11 protein-coding genes are annotated in these 18170 nt (G+C 63.1%); 8 read left to right on the top strand and 3 right to left on the bottom strand.

All coding sequences use genetic code 11. The annotated features are described in order from the left end of the window. The first annotated feature begins 145 nt into the window (after positions 1 to 145). Together CKO42_RS07110 and CKO42_RS07105 are read left to right on the top strand one after the other, a co-directional pair. Positions 146 to 2365, top strand: coding sequence for a diguanylate cyclase (locus CKO42_RS07110; protein ID WP_200241118.1), 2220 nt, complete (start codon positions 146 to 148; stop codon positions 2363 to 2365). Between the two features lie 75 nt (positions 2366 to 2440). Continuing rightward, positions 2441 to 3292 (top strand): transglutaminase family protein, encoded by an 852-nt coding sequence (locus tag CKO42_RS07105; protein WP_200241114.1) that lies wholly within the window; start codon positions 2441 to 2443, stop codon positions 3290 to 3292. A 176-nt stretch (positions 3293 to 3468) separates the two neighbouring features. On the opposite strand, the gene CKO42_RS07100 is transcribed toward CKO42_RS07105, so the two are convergent. The 3 genes from CKO42_RS07100 to CKO42_RS07090 form a co-directional block, all read right to left on the bottom strand. Beyond that, complete coding sequence (locus CKO42_RS07100; RefSeq protein ID WP_200241113.1) at positions 3469 to 3954, bottom strand: sulfur globule protein CV1; 486 nt, start codon at positions 3952 to 3954, stop codon at positions 3469 to 3471. 176 nt (positions 3955 to 4130) lie between these two features. Next, positions 4131 to 4880, bottom strand: a complete 750-nt coding sequence (locus CKO42_RS07095; RefSeq protein WP_420844278.1) for a Crp/Fnr family transcriptional regulator — start codon at positions 4878 to 4880, stop codon at positions 4131 to 4133. A 192-nt stretch (positions 4881 to 5072) separates the two neighbouring features. Further along, positions 5073 to 5789, bottom strand: coding sequence for a helix-turn-helix domain-containing protein (locus CKO42_RS07090; protein ID WP_200241111.1), 717 nt, complete (start codon positions 5787 to 5789; stop codon positions 5073 to 5075). 146 nt (positions 5790 to 5935) lie between these two features. Between CKO42_RS07090 and CKO42_RS07085 the strand changes: the two genes are divergently transcribed. The 6 genes from CKO42_RS07085 (at position 5936) to CKO42_RS07060 (ending at position 18080) form a co-directional block, all read left to right on the top strand. Then, positions 5936 to 6124, top strand: coding sequence for a Thivi_2564 family membrane protein (locus CKO42_RS07085; RefSeq protein ID WP_200241109.1), 189 nt, complete (start codon positions 5936 to 5938; stop codon positions 6122 to 6124). Positions 6125 to 6146: 22 nt separating this feature from the next. Beyond that, positions 6147 to 7220 (top strand): DUF2333 family protein, encoded by a 1074-nt coding sequence (locus CKO42_RS07080; RefSeq protein WP_200241107.1) that lies wholly within the window; start codon positions 6147 to 6149, stop codon positions 7218 to 7220. 235 nt (positions 7221 to 7455) lie between these two features. Beyond that, positions 7456 to 7632, top strand: coding sequence for a CsbD family protein (locus tag CKO42_RS07075; protein WP_200241105.1), 177 nt, complete (start codon positions 7456 to 7458; stop codon positions 7630 to 7632). Positions 7633 to 7689: 57 nt separating this feature from the next. Beyond that, positions 7690 to 7908 (top strand): hypothetical protein, encoded by a 219-nt coding sequence (locus CKO42_RS07070; RefSeq protein ID WP_242479183.1) that lies wholly within the window; start codon positions 7690 to 7692, stop codon positions 7906 to 7908. 311 nt (positions 7909 to 8219) lie between these two features. Next, positions 8220 to 8636 (top strand): hypothetical protein, encoded by a 417-nt coding sequence (locus tag CKO42_RS07065; RefSeq protein WP_200241103.1) that lies wholly within the window; start codon positions 8220 to 8222, stop codon positions 8634 to 8636. A gap of 243 nt (positions 8637 to 8879) precedes the next feature. After that, positions 8880 to 18080 (top strand): GH36-type glycosyl hydrolase domain-containing protein, encoded by a 9201-nt coding sequence (locus CKO42_RS07060; protein ID WP_242479193.1) that lies wholly within the window; start codon positions 8880 to 8882, stop codon positions 18078 to 18080. Positions 18081 to 18170: the final 90 nt, after the last annotated feature.

The following is an 18170-nucleotide window of genomic DNA, read 5'->3' as shown; positions in this document are numbered from 1 at the left end:
AATCCAGCTACAGCGCCGTGCTGGTTAAGGATGGGGCAATACGACGCTGGCGCCCGAGTGTGCTAGCGTTGTTCGAAGCTAAGCAGAGCATTCGAAGCCTATACTTTCTTAAGCCAGTCCACCCACTCGCGCACCCGGAGTCCCCATGACGCGCTACGATAATCTCAGTCGAGTGGACCTGATCCGTCTGTTGGGTAGCGCAGAGGCCGCGCTCGAGAGCGATCAAGGCGATGGCACGCAGCGACTGCTGCACGATCTTCAGCTCCATCAGATCGAGCTTGAGATCCAGAATCGGGATCTCGGGCAGGCGCAGGCCGATCTTGAGGAGAGTCACCAACGCTACGCCGAACTCTATGATTTCGCGCCGGTTGGCTATCTGACGCTGGATCGCAACGGCATCATCCGGTCACTGAATCTGACCGCCGCGAAGCTGTTGGGACGCGAGCGCGCCGGTGTCGTCGATCGACCGCTGAGTGGCTTTCTCGTCAATGGCAACAGCATGCGGCTGTTCGCCCACCTGCGGGCCGTGTTCGCGGCGGAGCCCGAGACCTCGGTCACCACCGAGATCAAGCTGCAGACCTCGGCCGCTGGGCCCATGCGCGATCTGCGTTTCGATAGCCGCGCACATCCGGGCGCCGACCAGGACTGTCGCTGTCTGACGACCTTGACCGACGTCACCGAGACGCGTCAGGTCGAGCGCGATCGCGACGAGGTCCGGCGTCGCCTCGACCTGGCAATCGAAGGGGGGGATATCGGCACCTACAGGGCCTCGCTTCCCGCGGGCAGGGTACATGGCGATGTGCGCTTCTACGACATGCTCGGCTACCGGCCCGGTGATCTGACACTGGATTGGCCGGGCTGGCTCGCGATGATGCACCCGGATGACCGGGAACGGGTCGAGATGCGGCTGCGCCCGGTGCTCGCGGCGGAGCTGGATCGCTTCGAGTCCGAGTACCGGGTCCGTCATCGCGTCGGTCATTGGGTCTGGGTGCTCGATCGCGCCCGGGTGTTCGCCCGTGATCAGCTGGTTGGCGGACTCGAGCTGGCCGGCACCCATATCGAGGTCACACGTCGGCGCGAGGCCGAGGTCAAGCTGGCCCATCTGGCCGATCATGACGAACTGACCGGATTGCTGAATCGGCGCGGGATGTGGCAAGCGATTGAACGCATCCGCAGTCAGGCGACCCGCTCCAGCGCGCCCTATTGCCTGGCAATCTTGGATCTGGATCACTTCAAGCTGGTCAATGATGCCTACGGGCACGCCGCTGGCGATGAGGTCTTGCGTGTGGTGGCGGGTCGGTTGCATAAAGGGCTGCGTCAGGGCGACTGGATTGGCCGTTGGGGCGGTGAGGAAATGATCGCCTTGATCCCAAATACTACGGTGGCGCAAGCGGTGCAGAGTATCGAGCGCATGCGTGAGGCAGTGAGCGCAGAGTCGATCGCGACCGAGTCCGGTGAGATCCAAGTCACCCTGAGCGCAGGGCTCGCCTGCTCGCGCGCCGCGAATGATGACCCGAACGAGATGATCGCCCGTGCCGATGCAGCGCTCTATCGGGCTAAGGATGCCGGCCGCAACCAGGTGGTGTTCGATGGCAGCGAGGCGGGCCAGCGCGCGATCTCGATCGCCATGCGGTTACAGGACGCGTTCCGCCTCACCGCGATTCGGCCCGCCTTTCAGCCCATCGTCGCGCTCAGCGATCAGCATCTGGTTGGCGAAGAGGCGCTGGCGCGTCTGGTCGATCTGGAGCACGGCAATCTAGCCGCGGATGCTTTCCTTGGCGTTGCCCAGCAGCTCGGGCTGATGCACAAGATCGATGCCCTGTTGCTGCACAACGTGATCGAGCGGTTACGGGCCGGCCAGGGGACGGGCGATCCGACGCTGCTGTCGTTCATCAATCTATCTGGCGACCTGCTGTTGCATCCCGAGGAAATCAACAGGGCAGCTGAGGCGTTGAGTGGTCTGTCGGTCTTGCTCGGGCGGGCACCGCCGGTGGTACTGACCATCAACGAGGAGCAAGTCGTCACGAGCACGGCGCAGGTCACGAAGGCGCTGGGGCCTTTGCTCGAGGTGGGGTGTCAGCTCGCGCTGGGACGCTGCGGAGGCGAGGCGGGTGGTTTGCGTTTCCTGGCCGCCCTGCCGATCAGGTTCGTCGAGCTGGACGCTGGCCTAGTCCGGCAGGCACGCGAGTCAGCACGGGCCCGAACGCTGCTTCAAGGCCTTCAGCATGCGGCTCGAGACCTTGGCCTGATCACGCTGGTTAAGTGCATCGAGGATGAGGCCACCTGTGAACAGTTGCTCGAGTTGGGGGTCGACTGGGGTCAAGGCTATCTGTTTGGCCGACCTTCGGAACCGATGTTGGATTAGGACAGCGTCCGCTCCGGCAGCAGGCGCTCGACAACCACGGCGCGCGCGCTCTGGCCAGAGCCTGCAAGGTAAATCATGCACCGCTATCGTATCCTGCATCGGACCTACTACACCTTTTCGAGTCAAGTACAGCTTGGCCCGCACGTCCTGCGTCTGCGACCTCGGGAGGATCACGAGGTACGCATCGAGTCCGCAATGCTGACCACCACGCCCACCGCGGTGCTGCGCTGGCATCGCGATGTCGAAGACAATTCCGTGGCGATTGCAACCTTCGACACACCTGCCAGCCAGCTCCTGATCGAGAGCGATGTCGTGATTCAGCAGTTCAACGCGGAGCCGCTCGATTTCCTGGTCGACGCGGAAGCGGTTGACTACCCCTTCGCCTATGCCGTTGAGGATCAACCGGTGCTCTTGCCCTACATGGACGGTTCTCGACGCAGCAGCGCGGACCCGCTAATGGCGTGGGTCGAATCGGTCTGGAGACCGGGCGAGCGCATCCAGACCTACGCGCTGTTGCAACGCCTGTGCGTCAGCATCCATGCGCGCGTCGCTTACCGAGTGCGCGAAGAGCCGGGTGTTCAGGATGCCGCGCAGACACTCACGCTGGGAACCGGCTCTTGTCGCGACTCCGCTGCCCTGTTCATCGGGGCCGCTCGCTGCCTGGGCCTCGCCGCACGCTTTGTAAGCGGGTATCTACAAGCCGAGCCTTCGGCGCTCAACTACGGCGCGACACATGCCTGGGCCGAGGTCTATCTGCCCGGCGCGGGTTGGAAGGGGTTTGATCCCTCGATCGGCGAGATGGCCGGTGCGCAGCACATCCCCGTGGCCGTGGCGCGGCTGCCGGAATCCGTCCCGCCGATTGCCGGCAGCTACGTCGGCGCGCCGGGGGCTGGCCTCAGCGTCGGTGTTTGGGTATCGGCGCTGTAGCGAGGGATTTGGCTGTCGATCTTGGAAGAGGTGTGTCCCGAAAAGTCGGGATCAGAAGATGCTGGGTAGGAAGACGGCTTGGAAGCGCACCCCGTTTGCTTGAGCCGCTAGATTGTCGGCAGCCTTATGAGGGCCAGACCACCGCCCCGCGGAGCGGGGCAGGCAGTTCGTTGCGCTTATTGCTGGGGTTGAGGCGGTCCGAACTGGGCTCCGGGCGCCTGCTGTGGCGCGCCATAGGGCATCCCGCCATAGGGCGCTCCGTACCCACCACCCCCGTAAGGCGCGCCATAGCCGCCATAAGGTCCGCCCATACCGCCGTAGCCGCCCGGAGCGCCGTAGCCGCCATAGGGTCCGCCCATGCCGCCGCCCGGACCGCCATATCCGCCCGGACCACCGTAGCCGTAACCGGTGGGTGAGCCGTAGCCGCGTCCGTCGCCATAGCCGCGGCCATAACCACGCCCTGAGCTGCGCCCGGAGCCACTGCCGCTCATGCTCATATCGAAGTCACCAGAGCCGTCCCCGAACATGTCGGTCATACCGTCCATCATGCCGTTGTTGCCGCCATAGCCACCGGGACCGCCCCACCAGGCGCTGGCCGAGAAGGAGACGCCGGCGAGACCGACGATGGCTACAATACCGACATTCCTGAAGAGCTTAGTCATGAGAAATCTGCCTCTCGAGTTGGTGCGTGCAAGCACGCAGGTTGGTCACCACGCCAGGATGGATGGCTCAGTGTGATTGCCTGAGTGTGACGACGCTGCGCCAAGCGGCCCGTCCCTGTCTGTGCGCTTGCGAACATTGCTCAGCAACGCTTTGGTGCCATCAGTCTTTGGTGCCATCAGGCAATCGGCCGACTGGGGAGCAGGCGCTGGAATTCGCGCCGCACCACCTCGTAACATTCGCAGACTCGCGCCTCGAGTCCGGGGCGATCCAGCACGCTGATGTGTCCACGGCTGTAGCGGATCAACCCGGCACTCTGCAAACGCCCGGCGGCCTCGGTCACGCCCTCGCGCCGCACCCCGAGCATGTTGGCGATCAGCTCCTGGGTCATCTCCAGCTCGTTCGACGGCAGTCGGTCCAGGCTGAGCAGCAGCCAGCGGCAAAGCTGCTGGTCGATCGTGTGATGCCGGTTGCAGACCGCGGTCTGCGCCATCTGGGTCAGCAGGGCCATGGTGTAGCGCAGCAGGAGTGGCTGTAAGCTGCTGTGGCGGCGTCCGCCGAAGCGAGCGAATTCGCTCTTGAGCACGGGCCCCTTGAGGCGATAGGCCTGGCCGGCGCTCTGCACCACGGCCCGGTTCGGCATGGTTTCCCCGCCCATGAACAGGGCGATGCCGACGATGCCCTCGTTGCCGACCACGGCGATCTCGGCAGAGGCGCCATTCTCCATCACATACAGCAGGGAGACGATGGCGGTGGTCGGAAAATAGACATGGCTCAAGCCCTCACCGGATTCGTAGAGGACTTTGCCAAGGGGCAGCGGGACCAGTTCGAGGTCGGTACAGAGATGCTCGAGCTCGGCCTTGGGCAGCGCGTCGAGCAAGTGATTTTGGCGTGGAGACGCTGGCTTGGGCGCGGCGGGCATGGTCATGAGTCGCTTCCCATGTGAGCGTTTTTCGAGAGATTCGGACCTCTCTGTACCATAGCGTACTAACCTTCGAACAGGGCTGTTTTCTGAAGCAAACCGAGAGCCGCATCCAGGGTGTCTGCGCTGCCCTGGCTTGCCTTGCGGACATTTCGCTATCGGCTATCGGGTGCGAAATGCAAGGGCAGAACCCCGCATTCAGTCCATGAGCTGCTGGTCGATGGCTTCCATCGCCCCATAACAGTCACAGGCAACTGCCAACAAACCCGCGCGGTCAAGGATAGTGACATCCCCGCGACGGTAATCGATGAGACGATATCCTTGCAAAACCGTTGCTGCCCTGGTGACGCCGGCGCGGCGCACGCCGAGCATGGCAGATAGCACCTGGTGGGTGACATGGAAGCGGTTCGAGTGTGCCCGATCCTGCGACATCAACAGCCAGCGTGCAAGGCGTGCCTCGACGACATGAAATCGGGTGCAAGCCACCATCCGTTCTGCCTGGTTCATCAACACCGCGAGATAGTGCTCAAGCGTCCGTTGCAGGGCTTCGCTCTGCTGTAGCGCCTCGCCAAATTTACCGGCGCCCATGCGCCATGCGGGCCCCGTGCCCTGCACCAAGGTGCGCAGTCGTGTCAGGTCGACGCCGAGCACGAGCGGCGCTCCGATCATCCCTTCATTGCCGATCAACCAGACCTCCAGACCGGGGTGATCCGCTAGGGTCGTCACTAAGGAGACCACGCTGTTGGTCGGGAAATAGACCTGGCGGATGCGCTCGCCGGGCTCGCTGAGCACCTCGCCCCGGCGCAGCTCGATGCACTCGCAGTTGGCCAGAATCCGGCCTTGGTCATGCTCGGGTAGTGCCGCCAGCAGCCGATTCACAAACTGCTTGGGGGTCTTCTCGGAGTCCGTTTGCACCTGCGTTCTCCTCGTTGGTCGATGAGAGGGGACAGCAATACCCCCAGCGCGCCTGGTGTTCAGTGCGCTAGCGAACAGACGCCTGTACTGACGAGCGCTATCGTGAGGCTTACCTAACGCATCGATCGTCTGATGGGAGAAGCAACATGCCTCTAATCACCCTAATCGTCACGCTTGTCGTTGTCGGTGTCATCCTCTGGCTGATCAATAACTATCTACCAATGGACGGAAAGATCAAGAAGATCCTCAATGTGGTCGTCGTCATCATTGTGATTCTCTGGCTACTCTCGGTCTTTGGACTCATCGCGCCAATGTCCGCCATGCGGATTGGTTAGTCGATCATAACAGGAGCGCACCATGAATGCTGATATTAGCCGTAAAAAGGAGGCCCTGACGAAAAGAGTCGCCAAGGTTGCAACCTACTACCATCCCAGAACTTGGAAAGAAAAGGGTGTCTGGTGGACCGCCGGACTGTTCCTGATCACCTATTTGATCCTCGTCGTTGTCCTCGGTATCTATTGGTCGCGCTCGCCGGGAGTTTATGATGTGCGCGAACAAGCGCTGTCGTTGGTGAATCAGGATGAAAGCCAACTCGTCGTCGGCTCGATCACTACAGCTACGGCCATCCGCATCGGCGAGACCCTGCTCGATAAGCCGGGTGGCTATCTCACCAACGATGCCACACCACCGGGCATGTTCTTGGATAACATTCCCAACTGGGAATTCGGTGCCTTGACGGCCTGGCGTGATTTGACCAACGCCTTGCGCAATGACTTTAGCCGTTCTCAGTCCCAGTCGGTCGAGAACAAGGATTTGGAGATCGCGCAACCGCAGTCGAACTACCAATCGAATTCCTGGATCTTGCCCTCGAGCGAGTCGGAATACCGCACAGGCATTGATGCACTCTATCGTTATCACGATGGACTCGCTGATACCGGGGTGGTGCATGCCCAGTTCTACGCCCGTGCCGACAATCTCGCCAACTACTTGGAGGTTGTCTCAAAGCGCCTCGGCAGCCTGGCGCAGCGCCTCTCTTTTGCTGTCGGTCAGGATCATCTGGATGACCCCATGGCTGGCGAGCCCAAGGCCAGTCAGTCGACACCATTGTCCACTCAGCAGGAAACCAGAACGCCCTGGATGAAGATTGATGACATCTTCTTCGAGGCCCGCGGTTATAGCTGGGCACTGCTGCATGTGCTGGAGGCCATGGCGATCGACTTCGCCTCAGTGTTGGAGGACAAGGGTGCTGCAGTCTCGATGAAGCAGATCACCCGCGAATTGAAGAATACGCAGAACACCATCTGGAGTCCGCTCATCCTCAATGGCACGGGCTATGGACCAATGGGTAATCATTCGCTGGTCAGTGCTTCCTATGTCTCGCGGGTCAATGCCGCGATCACTGATCTGCGCAATCTGTTGCAGGATGGCTGAACGGGAGCATCGGCTGAAGGCTCCATCGGTGCCCGATTATCGGTGACCGATTGGCAGCTCAGCCCCAGAGGGCCGCGACAGTGCTGCCGATCACGCCGTGAAACCGTGAAACTGCCTTGGCTTATGTGTCATGCCGCACCGACTGCATCCAGTTTCATGCGTAGTCTGTAACTTGAGCGATGGGGAATAGCAACCCACGCGGTTCCGCAATCCACTGAACGTATCGGAGAGTCTTGTGAACAAAAAGCAAGTCAAAGGTCATTACGAAGAAGCGAAAGGCGCGGTGAAGGAGGCGACCGGTAAGTTGACCGGCAACGAGGAGTTGGAACTGAAGGGCAAGATCCAAAAGGAAGCTGGCAAGATCCAAGCGGGTGTTGGCGACGTTCAGCAAGAGATCAAGGACAACATCTAGCGGAGGTTGCTGATCTGATCACCCGTCTTTTTTTGTTATCAACAAAGAGAAACAACCATGAAAGAGAGAAGTAGCCGTTTTCTAGTGAGTCCCCTGCTTGGTTCGGCGCCAACTGCATTGCAGAGGCTTTTCCTGTTGATCCTGCTGTCTGCTGTGTTCGGAATCGCAGGCTGTGAGCAACAGGGGCCGGCCGAAGAAGCTGGGCAAAAGATCGATCAAACCGCTGAAGATGCTGGCGACAAGATGAACGAAGCAAAGCAATCGCTCACCGACTAAGTCAAGCACAAGAGATCGCTAGGCTGGCTGGAATGGGGGGGGCGCTGAAAGCTACATCCGGAGACTGCTCAAGCTTTAGGCCCCTTAATGTCCCCTTGATGGCCCGGTAACGGGCCATGAGCCGACGTTTCAGGGGCGCTATTCCTGCTGGCGATCTACGCAAATGGCGCCGGATGGTCAAGCGGAATCTCCATCAGGCCTGTTTGGTTCTTATCACTCAACCAATTTTATAGGGTATTGCAATGGTCATCCGTCCACAGTCTAGGGCAACGGCAATCACACTGGGGCTGCTCCTCGGCGGAGCCGCACTCATGCCAGCCAGCGCAGAACAGGCGATGGAGGCGAGTTCGTCGGCCGCTGAGGAGCGAGCGATGGTGGTCGCGAATGAAGCTGGTATTCGCCATATCTCGGGCGGCGTTGGCGAGAGTGAGCGCACTCAGCTCAATGCCATGGCCAATGAATTCAACCTCCATCTGATGTTCGCGACCCAGGGCAGTGGCGAGTATCTCTCTGCGGTTCAGGTCAATGTGCTAGACACCAAGGATAGCCCCGTGCTGACGGCGGTCTCAACAGGCCCCTGGTTTTACGCGCAGCTACCAGCAGGCGAATACCAGGTGGAAGTGACGCCAACGGGTGTCCGAGGCGATGAGTTGACCCAGCGTAAGGTTGTGCGTCTCGATCGCTCTAACTCATCACAGCTAGATTTCTATTGGAAAAATTCGCCGTGATCAATAATGGCTAAGCGATTCCTTTCCGACAGAGAGCTCTGCGCTCTCCTTCGTGAGAGCGAGTGAGATTGCATCCATGCAGGCACATCTTCGAGAAGGGGGTCTCCACCGTTGAATTCAGTTAATCCAGCGATCCTTTCAGGCCCGCGCAACGCTTGGTTGCGGCTGACCGGTCGCCTTCAGGGTGAGGATTCCATTGCTGACGAGCCACCCTTGCGCTCGGAGTTGTTCAGCACCCTGCAGATGGAGCAGCACGGCAAGGATCTCGCGAGCGCCCATCTGTTGATGCCCGGTCACCCGCCCGATCGGCTCTTGGCTCGGCTCACCGATAATGAAAACGTTCTGGTGGATGTCTGTCGGCTGCTCATGGTGGCGGTCACCGAGAACCGTCGGATTGCGCCGGCCGGCGAGTGGCTGCTGGATAACTTCTATCTGATCGAGGAGCAGATCCGCACTGCCAAGCGGCATCTGCCCAAGGGCTACAGCCAAGAGCTGCCGCGTCTTCGCAACGCGCCCTCGGCGGGTCTGCCACGGGTCTATGACCTGGCGCTGGAGATCATCGCGCACGGCGATGGTCGGGTGGACCCGGAGAATCTGAGTCGGTTCATTGCCGCTTATCAGGACGTCACCGTCTTGCGTCTGGGCGAGCTGTGGGCGATCCCGATCATGCTGCGCCTGGCGTTGATCGAGAATCTCCGCCGCGTCGCGGCGCGTGTGGCGGTCAGTCGCCGGGATCAGAACCTGGCCGACGGCTGGGCCGATCGCATGCTGGCGATGGCCGGCAGCGACCCGAAGAATCTGATCCTGGTGATCGCCGACATGGCGCGCTCGAAGCCACCGATGTCGGGCGCCTTCGTCGCCGAGCTGGCGCGCCGACTGCAAGGGCGCAGCGCCGCCCTGGCCCTGCCGCTGACCTGGATCGAGCAGCAGCTCGGCGAGTCCGAGCTGACCATCGAGCAGCTGGTGCGGCTGGAGAACCAGCAGCAGGCCGCTGATCAGGTCTCCATCGGCAATAGCATCGGCAGTCTGCGCTTCCTCGGCGCGATGGACTGGCGCGAGCTGGTCGAGACCATGAGCCTGGTCGAGCGCACCCTGCGCGATGATCCGGTGGGCGTCTATGGTCGGATGGATTTTGCGACCCGAGATCGCTACCGGCATGTGGTGGAGCGGATCGCCAAGCGCGGTTGCCTATCCGAGCCCGAAGTGGCGAGCGCGGCGATTGCGTTGGCGCAAGATCAAACCCAAGCCCAAGCCCAAGCCCAAATCGAGCCAGACGCCTGCACAGCCCATGTCGGCTATTACCTAGTCGATCGCGGTCTGTCCCAACTCGAGCAGCGCGCTGGGGTGCCGCGATCGGGTCTGGCATCGCTGCGCAGACCGGCAGGGCGTTCGGCCTTGGCCACCTATCTTGGCGGCATCCTGTTGCTGACCACCATCTTTTCCTTCAGCTTGCTGACCCAGGCCGAGGGGGCACCGAACTGGCTGCTGCCCATTCTCGCGGTGCTGGCTGTGCTGGGCACCAGTCAACTGGCGGTCGCGCTGATGAACTGGCTGGCGAGTCTGCTGGCCACTCCACATGCGCTGCCGCGTCTGGACTATTCCGCCGGCATCCCGTCGGAGGCGCGGACCCTGGTGGTGACACCGACCATGCTCAGCAGCGCAGCCGGGGTCGAGGCCCTGCTGGAGGCGCTAGAGGTGCGTTTCCTCGCCAATCGCGACGCGCATCTGCACTTTGCTCTGCTGACCGATGTCCGTGATGCGCCGACTGAGACGCTGCCGGGCGATCAGCCACTGATCGATCAAGCGGCGCGAGGCGTCGCGGCACTCAATGCCAAATACCCGCGCCCGAACGGCGATGCTTTCTATCTGCTGCATCGCCCGCGCCGTTGGAACCCGCGCGCCGGGGTGTGGATGGGCTACGAGCGCAAGCGCGGCAAGCTCATGGACCTGAACGCCCTGCTGCGCGGCGACAACGCCGTCCCGCTACGGATGCCGGCAACCGATGATGGCCCAATTGGTAGCGGTCCTGCTAATGCTGGCCCTGCTAGTGATGGTTCTATTGGTGATCGCTCTATTGGCGATGGCAAGGTCAAGCGCGAAACGGTGACCGCAGGACCGGCAGCGCTAAAGGACGCGCGCTTCTCGCTGATCATCGGCGACCCGCTGATCTTCGCGAACCTGCGCTATGTGATCACGCTGGACACCGATACCCAGCTCCCGCGCGATGCCGCCCAAGAGATGGTCGGCGCCATGGAGCACCCGCTGAATCAGCCGCGCTTCGATCCCGTGTTGGGTCGGGTGCGTGCCGGCTATGGCATCCTGCAGCCGCGCGTGGCGGTCAGCCTGCCGGGTGCCAATCGCTCACGCTTCGCCCGTCTGCACGGGCAGGACGCGGGGATCGACCCCTACACCCAAGCGGTGTCGGACCTTTATCAGGACTGGTTCCAGGAAGGCTCCTTCATCGGCAAGGGCATCTACCAGGTGGAGGCCTTCGAGGAGGCGCTCGACGATCACTTCCCCGAGAATCGCATCCTCAGTCACGACCTGCTCGAGGGCTGCTATGCGCGCTCCGGGCTGCTCTCCGATGTGCAGCTCTACGAGGACTATCCGGCCTGCTACAGCGCCGATGTGAGCCGCCGCCACCGTTGGATTCGTGGTGACTGGCAGATCGCCCAGTGGCTGCTGCCGCGCGTGCCGGGTCGGGATGGCCGCTCGCGCGTCAACCCGATCTCGGCGCTGTCGCGCTGGAAGCTGGCCGATAACCTGCGCCGCAGCCTGGTGCCCGCAGCCCTGACCGCGCTGCTGATGCTCGGCCTGCTGGTGCTCGCCAAGCCGGGCGTCTGGACCCTGGCGGTGCTCGGCATCCTGCTGATTCCAGCGCTGCTGACGGCGATGCTGGGCGCGCTCAGCAAGCCCGGTGACCTGCGCTGGCCGGCGCATCTGGCCGCAGCGGTGCGCGCCGCTGGACAGCGGTTGACGCAGGCGCTGTTCAACCTCGCCTGTCTGCCCTACGAGGCCTACTTCAGCCTGGATGCGGTGATCCGCACCCTCTGGCGGCTGGGTGTCAGTCGGCGCGGCCTGCTCGAATGGACCGCGGCGGGCGATCTGGTCCGCAGGGATCAGGGGCTCGTCGCCATTTACCGCAGCATGTGGATTGCGCCGGCGTTGGCGCTGATCGCGGGCGCTGGTCTGGCGCTGCGCGCGCCGATGGCCTTGCTGGTGGCCGCGCCGATCCTGCTGGCCTGGCTGGCGGCACCGCTGCTGGCCTGGTGGATGAGTCGTCCGCTCACGCCGCGCGAAGCGCACCTGAGCACCGAGCAGACCGGATTCCTGCACCGCAACGCTCGCAAGACCTGGGCCTTCTTCGAGACCTTTGTCGGCGCCCACGACCATTGGCTGCCGCCGGATAACCTGCAGGAGCATCCGGTGGCGGTGGTGGCGCATCGCACCTCGCCGACCAACATGGGCCTGTCGCTGCTGGCGAACCTGGCCGCGACTGATTTTGGCTATCTGCCCGCCGGCGGACTCATCGCCCGCACCGGTGCCGCGTTGCAGACCATGACCGGATTGGAGCGCCATCGCGGCCACTTCTTCAACTGGTATGACACCCAATCGCTGGAGTCGCTCGAGCCCCGTTACATCTCCTCAGTGGACAGCGGCAACCTTGCCGGTCATCTCTCGACCCTGCAACCGGGGCTGCTGGCGCTGATCGACGCACCGATCCTGAATCCGCGCTGGCTGCAGGGCATTGAAGATACCTGGCAGGTGCTGACGGAGACGCTCACTGCGCCGACCTCCAAGTTGGCGTTGGCGTCCTTGTCCGGGCGGCGGCCAGCGCTGTCGGCGCCGCTTGCGCGCTTTGATCAGCAGCTGAAAGCCGCTCGCTTGGCGCCACCGACTGATCTGAATGAGGCCTGCGGCTGTCTTGAGACGCTGAGCGCAGAGTCTGACGAGGCGGTGCGGGCCGTTGATGCTGGCGTGAGCGATGAGATGGCGGCTTGGACGCGACGTTTGGCTCAGCAGTGTCGTGCGTTGCTGGATGATCTGTTGCTGTTGGTGCCTTGGTGTTTTGAGGGTGGTCTGGATGAGGGTCGTCAGGGGGGTAAGGACAGCAAGGACGATAGGGACGACAGGGACAGCATGGACAGCAAGGACTTAAGCGACGAAGACGACAAGGGTCGTAATAACGACGACAAGGGCCTTAATGACGACAAGGGCCTTAACGACAGGCGTTTGTTGAGCGATTTGGCGATGACGCTGCGCCAAGTTGCTGCGCTTGAACAGAGTAGGCCTGACCGGCCCGCGCTGGCGCGCATCCGTGAGATCGAGCAACTGGCGCTCACCGCTGGCAACCTCGCCCGGCTTGACTATGACTTCCTGTTCGACGAGGCGCAGTCCCTGCTGGCGATCGGCTACCGCGTCGCCGAGCGCCGCCGCGATGAGAGCTACTACGATCTGCTCGCCTCCGAGGCGCGGCTGGGTTGCTTCGTCGCCATCGCCCAGGGCCAGCTACCGCAGGAGAGCTGGTTCGCGCTTGGGCGCCTGCTGACCCGAGCGGTCGGCAACACCACACTGTTGTCTTGGAGCGGCTCGATGTTCGAGTACCTGATGCCGCTGCTGGTAATGCCGAGCTACGACAACACCCTGCTCGATCAGACCTATCGCACCGCAGTCGCCCGGCAGATCGCCTATGGCAAGGAGCGCGGCGTGCCTTGGGGGGTGTCGGAATCCGGCTACAACGGTGTCGACGCCCAACTCAATTATCAATACCGTGCCTTTGGCGTGCCAGGGCTTGGGCTCAAGCGTTGGCTGGCTGAGGATCTGGTGGTCGCGCCCTATGCCTCGGCGCTGGCGCTGATGGTCGCGCCCGAGGCGGCCTGCCAGAATCTGCAGCGGCTCGCGGCCAGTGGATTGGCGGGGCCTTATGGCTTCTATGAGGCGATCGACTTCACGCCCTCGCGGCTGCCGCGCGGGCAGACGAGTGCGGTGGTGCGCTCCTTCATGGCCCATCATCAGGGCATGACCCTGCTGTCGTTGGCGCATCTGCTGCTCGACCGTCCGATGCAGCGCCGCTTTGCTGCAATCCCGTCGTTTCAGGCCACGGCGCTGCTGCTGCAAGAGCGCATCCCCAAGACGACGGCCTTTTATTCGGATACTCACGGCGAGATTACGAGCGAACGTGCCAACGACGGCGCGATGGAATCGCCGATCCGCGTCCTGACCACGCCCAACAGCCCGCATCCCGAGGTGCAGTTGCTCTCGAATGGTCGCTACCACGTCATGGTGACCAACGCCGGCGGTGGCTACAGCCGTTGGCAGGAGCTGGCCGTCACCCGCTGGCGCGAGGACAGCACGCGCGATCATTGGGGTAGCTTCTGCTATCTGCGCGACCTCGACAGCGGTGCGTTCTGGTCGACGGCCTACCAGCCGACGCTGACGACGCCGGATCACTTCGAGGCGATCTTCTCCGAAGGCCGCGCCGAGTTCCGCCGCCGTGATCACGAGATCGAGGCCTATACCGAGATCGTCGTCTCGCCCGAGGACGATCTCGAGCTGCGCCGGCTACGCCTGACCAATCGCTCGCGCGGTCGGCGGGTGATCGAGGTCACCAGCTACAGCGAGGTGGTGCTTGCCCCGCCAGCTGCCGACAACCTGCATCCGGCGTTCAGCAACCTGTTCATCCAGACCGAGATCCTGCAGCCCGGATCGGCGATCCTCTGCCATCGCCGGCCGCGCTCGCAAGAGGAACGCTCGCCTTGGATGTTCCATGCGCTGGTGGTGCGTGGCTCTCCTTCCTTACTGCCTTCGGCCGAGACCGATCGGATGCGTTTCATCGGACGTGATCGTACCCTTGCGGACCCGCTGGCCATGGATCGCCCCGGCGCCCTCTCCGGCAGTGCCGGCTCGGTGCTGGACCCGATGGTCGCCATCCGTCAGTGCATCGTCTTGGACGCGGATCAAACCGCGACCATCGACCTGATCCAAGGCATCGGTGAGACCCGTGAACAGGCTGTTGGACTGGTCGAAAAATACCAGGACGCGCGCCTGGCCAATCGCGTCTTCGATCTGGCTTGGACCCATAGCCAGGTGGTGCTGCGCCAGCTCAATGCGACCCCGGCCGATGCGCAGCTCTATGGCCGGCTGGCCAGCTCCATCCTCTATACCAACGCCTCGTTGCGCGCGGCGCCCGGCGTGTTGGCGCACAACCGCCGCGGTCAGTCTGGCCTTTGGAGTCACGCGGTTTCAGGCGATGTGCCGATCGTGCTCTGTCAGATCGCCGATCAGGCCAACATCGCCTTGGTGCATCAGCTGGTGCAGGCGCATGCCTATTGGCGGCTGAAGGGGCTGACCGTGGATCTGGTGATCTGGAACGAGGATCATGCCGGCTATCGCCAGCAGCTGCAGGAGCAGATCCTTGGTCTCATCGCTGCCGGCGTCGAGGCGCATGTGGTGGATCACCCCGGTGGCATCTTCATCCGCCCGGCTGATCAGATCTCCGATGAGGACCGGGTGCTGTTCCAGACCGTGGCGCGCGCCATCCTCAGCGACGAGCGCGGGACGCTGGCGGAACAGCTCAATCGGCGCGACCCGCGGCAAAAGCAGATGCCGGCCTTCAAACCCAGCGGCGGCGGCCTAGCGCGGGCGCTGCAGCAGGCGACCGTCGCGCATCTGAGGCCGCAGCAGGCAACTACGCCTCACCCGATGCACCAGCAGCCTGCAACCGAGCCGCATCTGGCGTCACAACAGGCGATCGCGCCGCATCTGACGCATCAGCCTTCACGCTCACCGCGTCTGACGCGCCAGCCTGCAACCTCGCTGCATCTGACGGACCAGCCTGCAACCGCGTCAAAGCCGGAGTTGGCGCTGCAGTTCGACAACGGCACCGGCGGCTTCTCTGCCGATGGGCGCGAATACGTCATCACCACGGCGCCCGGCCAGACCACGCCGGCGCCTTGGGTGAACGTGCTTGCCAATGCGCACTTCGGGACCGTGGTCTCCGCCAGCGGCGGCGCCTACACCTGGAGCGAGAACGCGCATGAGTTCCGCCTCACGCCCTGGCACAACGATCCGGTCAGCGATGTGCATGGCGAGGCCTTCTATCTACGCGATGAGGTTAGCGGCCAAGTCTGGTCGCCAACCCCGCTGCCCGCCGCTGGCGCCACGCCTTATGTCAGCCGGCACGGCTTCGGCTACAGCGTCTTCGAGCATCGTGAGGCCGGCATCGATTCAGAGCTGTGGGTCTATGTCGACCTGAACGAACCGGTCAAATACATGGTGCTGAAGCTGCATAACCCTGCCGAACAAGGTGCGACCAAGCCAGGGGATTCCGGCCAACTGCGCCGGCTTTCGGTGACCGGCTATGTCGAATGGGTGCTGGGGGATCTGCGGCCGAAGTCGGCATTGCACATCGTCACCGAGATCGATCCCAACAGCGGTGCGCTCTTTGCCCGCAATCCCTACAACCATGAGTTTGCCGATCGACTCGCCTTCTTCGACGTCGATGATCCGAACCGCAGTCTGAGCGGCGATCGTACCGAGTTTCTCGGCCGCAATAGCACCCTGAGCCAGCCGGCGGCGCTGACGCGCACCCGGCTGTCCGGCCGCGTCGGCCCGGCGCTGGATGCCTGTGGCGCCCTGCAGACGTTGGTTGAGCTCGCCCCCGGGCAGACCAAGGAGATCGTCTTCCGGCTCGGCGTGGTGGGCCGACGCGGGACCGATGATGCCCGTCTGCTGGCGCCAGCGCAGCGGGGTGTGACCGCAGCCCGAGCGGCATTGGCCGCGGTGCAAGACTATTGGACGCGCACGCTCGGCGCGGTGCAGGTAGAGACCCCGGACCCGGCGCTCGATCTGCTCGCCAACGGCTGGCTGCTGTATCAGACCCTGGCCTGCCGCTTCTGGGCGCGCAGCGGTGATTATCAGTCCGGCGGTGCGTTCGGCTTTAGAGACCAGCTTCAGGACGCGATGGCGCTGATCCATGCCGAACCCGAGCAGGTACGCGCGCACCTGCTGATCTGCGCCGGCCGCCAGTTCCGCGAAGGTGATGTCCAGCACTGGTGGCATCCGCCCTCTGGTCGCGGTGTGCGCACCCGCTGCTCGGACGACTACCTGTGGCTACCCTTGGCGACCTGCCGCTATGTCCTGACCACCGGCGATAGCGCTGTGCTCGACGAGATGGCCCCGTTCCTGGACGGCCGTCTAGTCAGTGGTGAGGACGATGGCTACTACGATCTGCCCGCTCAGAGCGACGAGTCGGCCAGTCTCTACGATCATTGCGTGAGCGCCATCCTGCACGGTCTGCGCATGGGCGAGCATGGTCTGCCGCTGATCGGCTCGGGCGACTGGAACGACGGCATGAATCTGGTCGGCATCAAGGGGCGGGGCGAGAGCATCTGGCTCGGGTTCTTCCTGCACGAGGTGCTGAAGCAGTTCGCCGAGCTGGCGCGTTCGCGCGGCGATGCACCCATGCTCGGGCGCTGTGAGCAGGAGGCTGAGAGGCTGCTTGAGAACCTGGAGCAGCATGGCTGGGACGGTGGACCGGATGAAAACCTGGATCAGGCCCTGGACGGGAATCTGGATAAGAACCTGGATGGGAATTTGGACGTCGGACCGAATGGGAGCCCAGAAGGCGGCTTGAGCGAGAGCCTGGACCTAGGAATGACTGGCAGCTGGTACCGGCGCGCCTATTTCGATGACGGCACCCCGCTCGGCTCCAAGACCAGCCCAGAATGCCGCATCGACTCGATCGCCCAGAGCTGGTCGGCGCTCTCCGGCGCCGCTGATCCCAAGCGCGCAAGACAGGCCATGGAAGCGCTCAATACGCATCTGGTGCAGCGCGACGCCGGGTTGATTCAACTGCTCGACCCGCCGTTCGACCAGTCAGCCCTCGAGCCCGGCTACATCAAAGGCTATGTCCCCGGTGTGCGCGAGAACGGCGGGCAGTACACCCATGCGGCGATCTGGGCGGCGATGGCATTCGCCCGCCTCGGCGACCAGGCTTGCGCCTGGGAGCTGTTCGGCATGATCAACCCAATCAACCATGGCCGCTCCGCTGAGGAGATCGCCACGTACAAGGTCGAGCCCTACGTGATCGCCGCTGATGTCTATGGCGTCTCGCCCCATGTTGGGCGCGGTGGTTGGACCTGGTACACCGGCTCGGCGGGCTGGATGTATCGGCTGATCCTCGAATCCTTGCTTGGCCTGCGGTTGGAAGGAGAGACCCTGCGCATCGAGCCCTGCCTACCGGCGGATTGGGATGGGTTCAAGATCCACTACCGCTATCGGTCGACCGCCTACGAGATCACCATCGTGCAAACCCCTGCGCTTCCGGTGAACGAAGCGGATGTGGCGCGCCTGACGGTTGATGGCGTCGATCTGGACGAAAGGGTCATCCATTTGGTTGATGACCATCACGAGCACAGCGTTCAGGTCAGGATCGCGGGATAGCCGAATCAGTCCTTCGCCAGCGTCCAGGTCGGGCGTTATGAGCAGCTTCTGCTGGCTCGCACCGCCAGTACGGCGGGACGGGGCGAGCGG

The sequence above is a fragment of the Lamprobacter modestohalophilus genome, assembly GCF_016583905.1.
Classification (GTDB): domain Bacteria; phylum Pseudomonadota; class Gammaproteobacteria; order Chromatiales; family Chromatiaceae; genus Lamprobacter; species Lamprobacter modestohalophilus.
The sequence above is the reverse complement of the archived record's forward strand: the minus strand, read 5'-3'. Positions and strand labels throughout refer to the sequence as shown.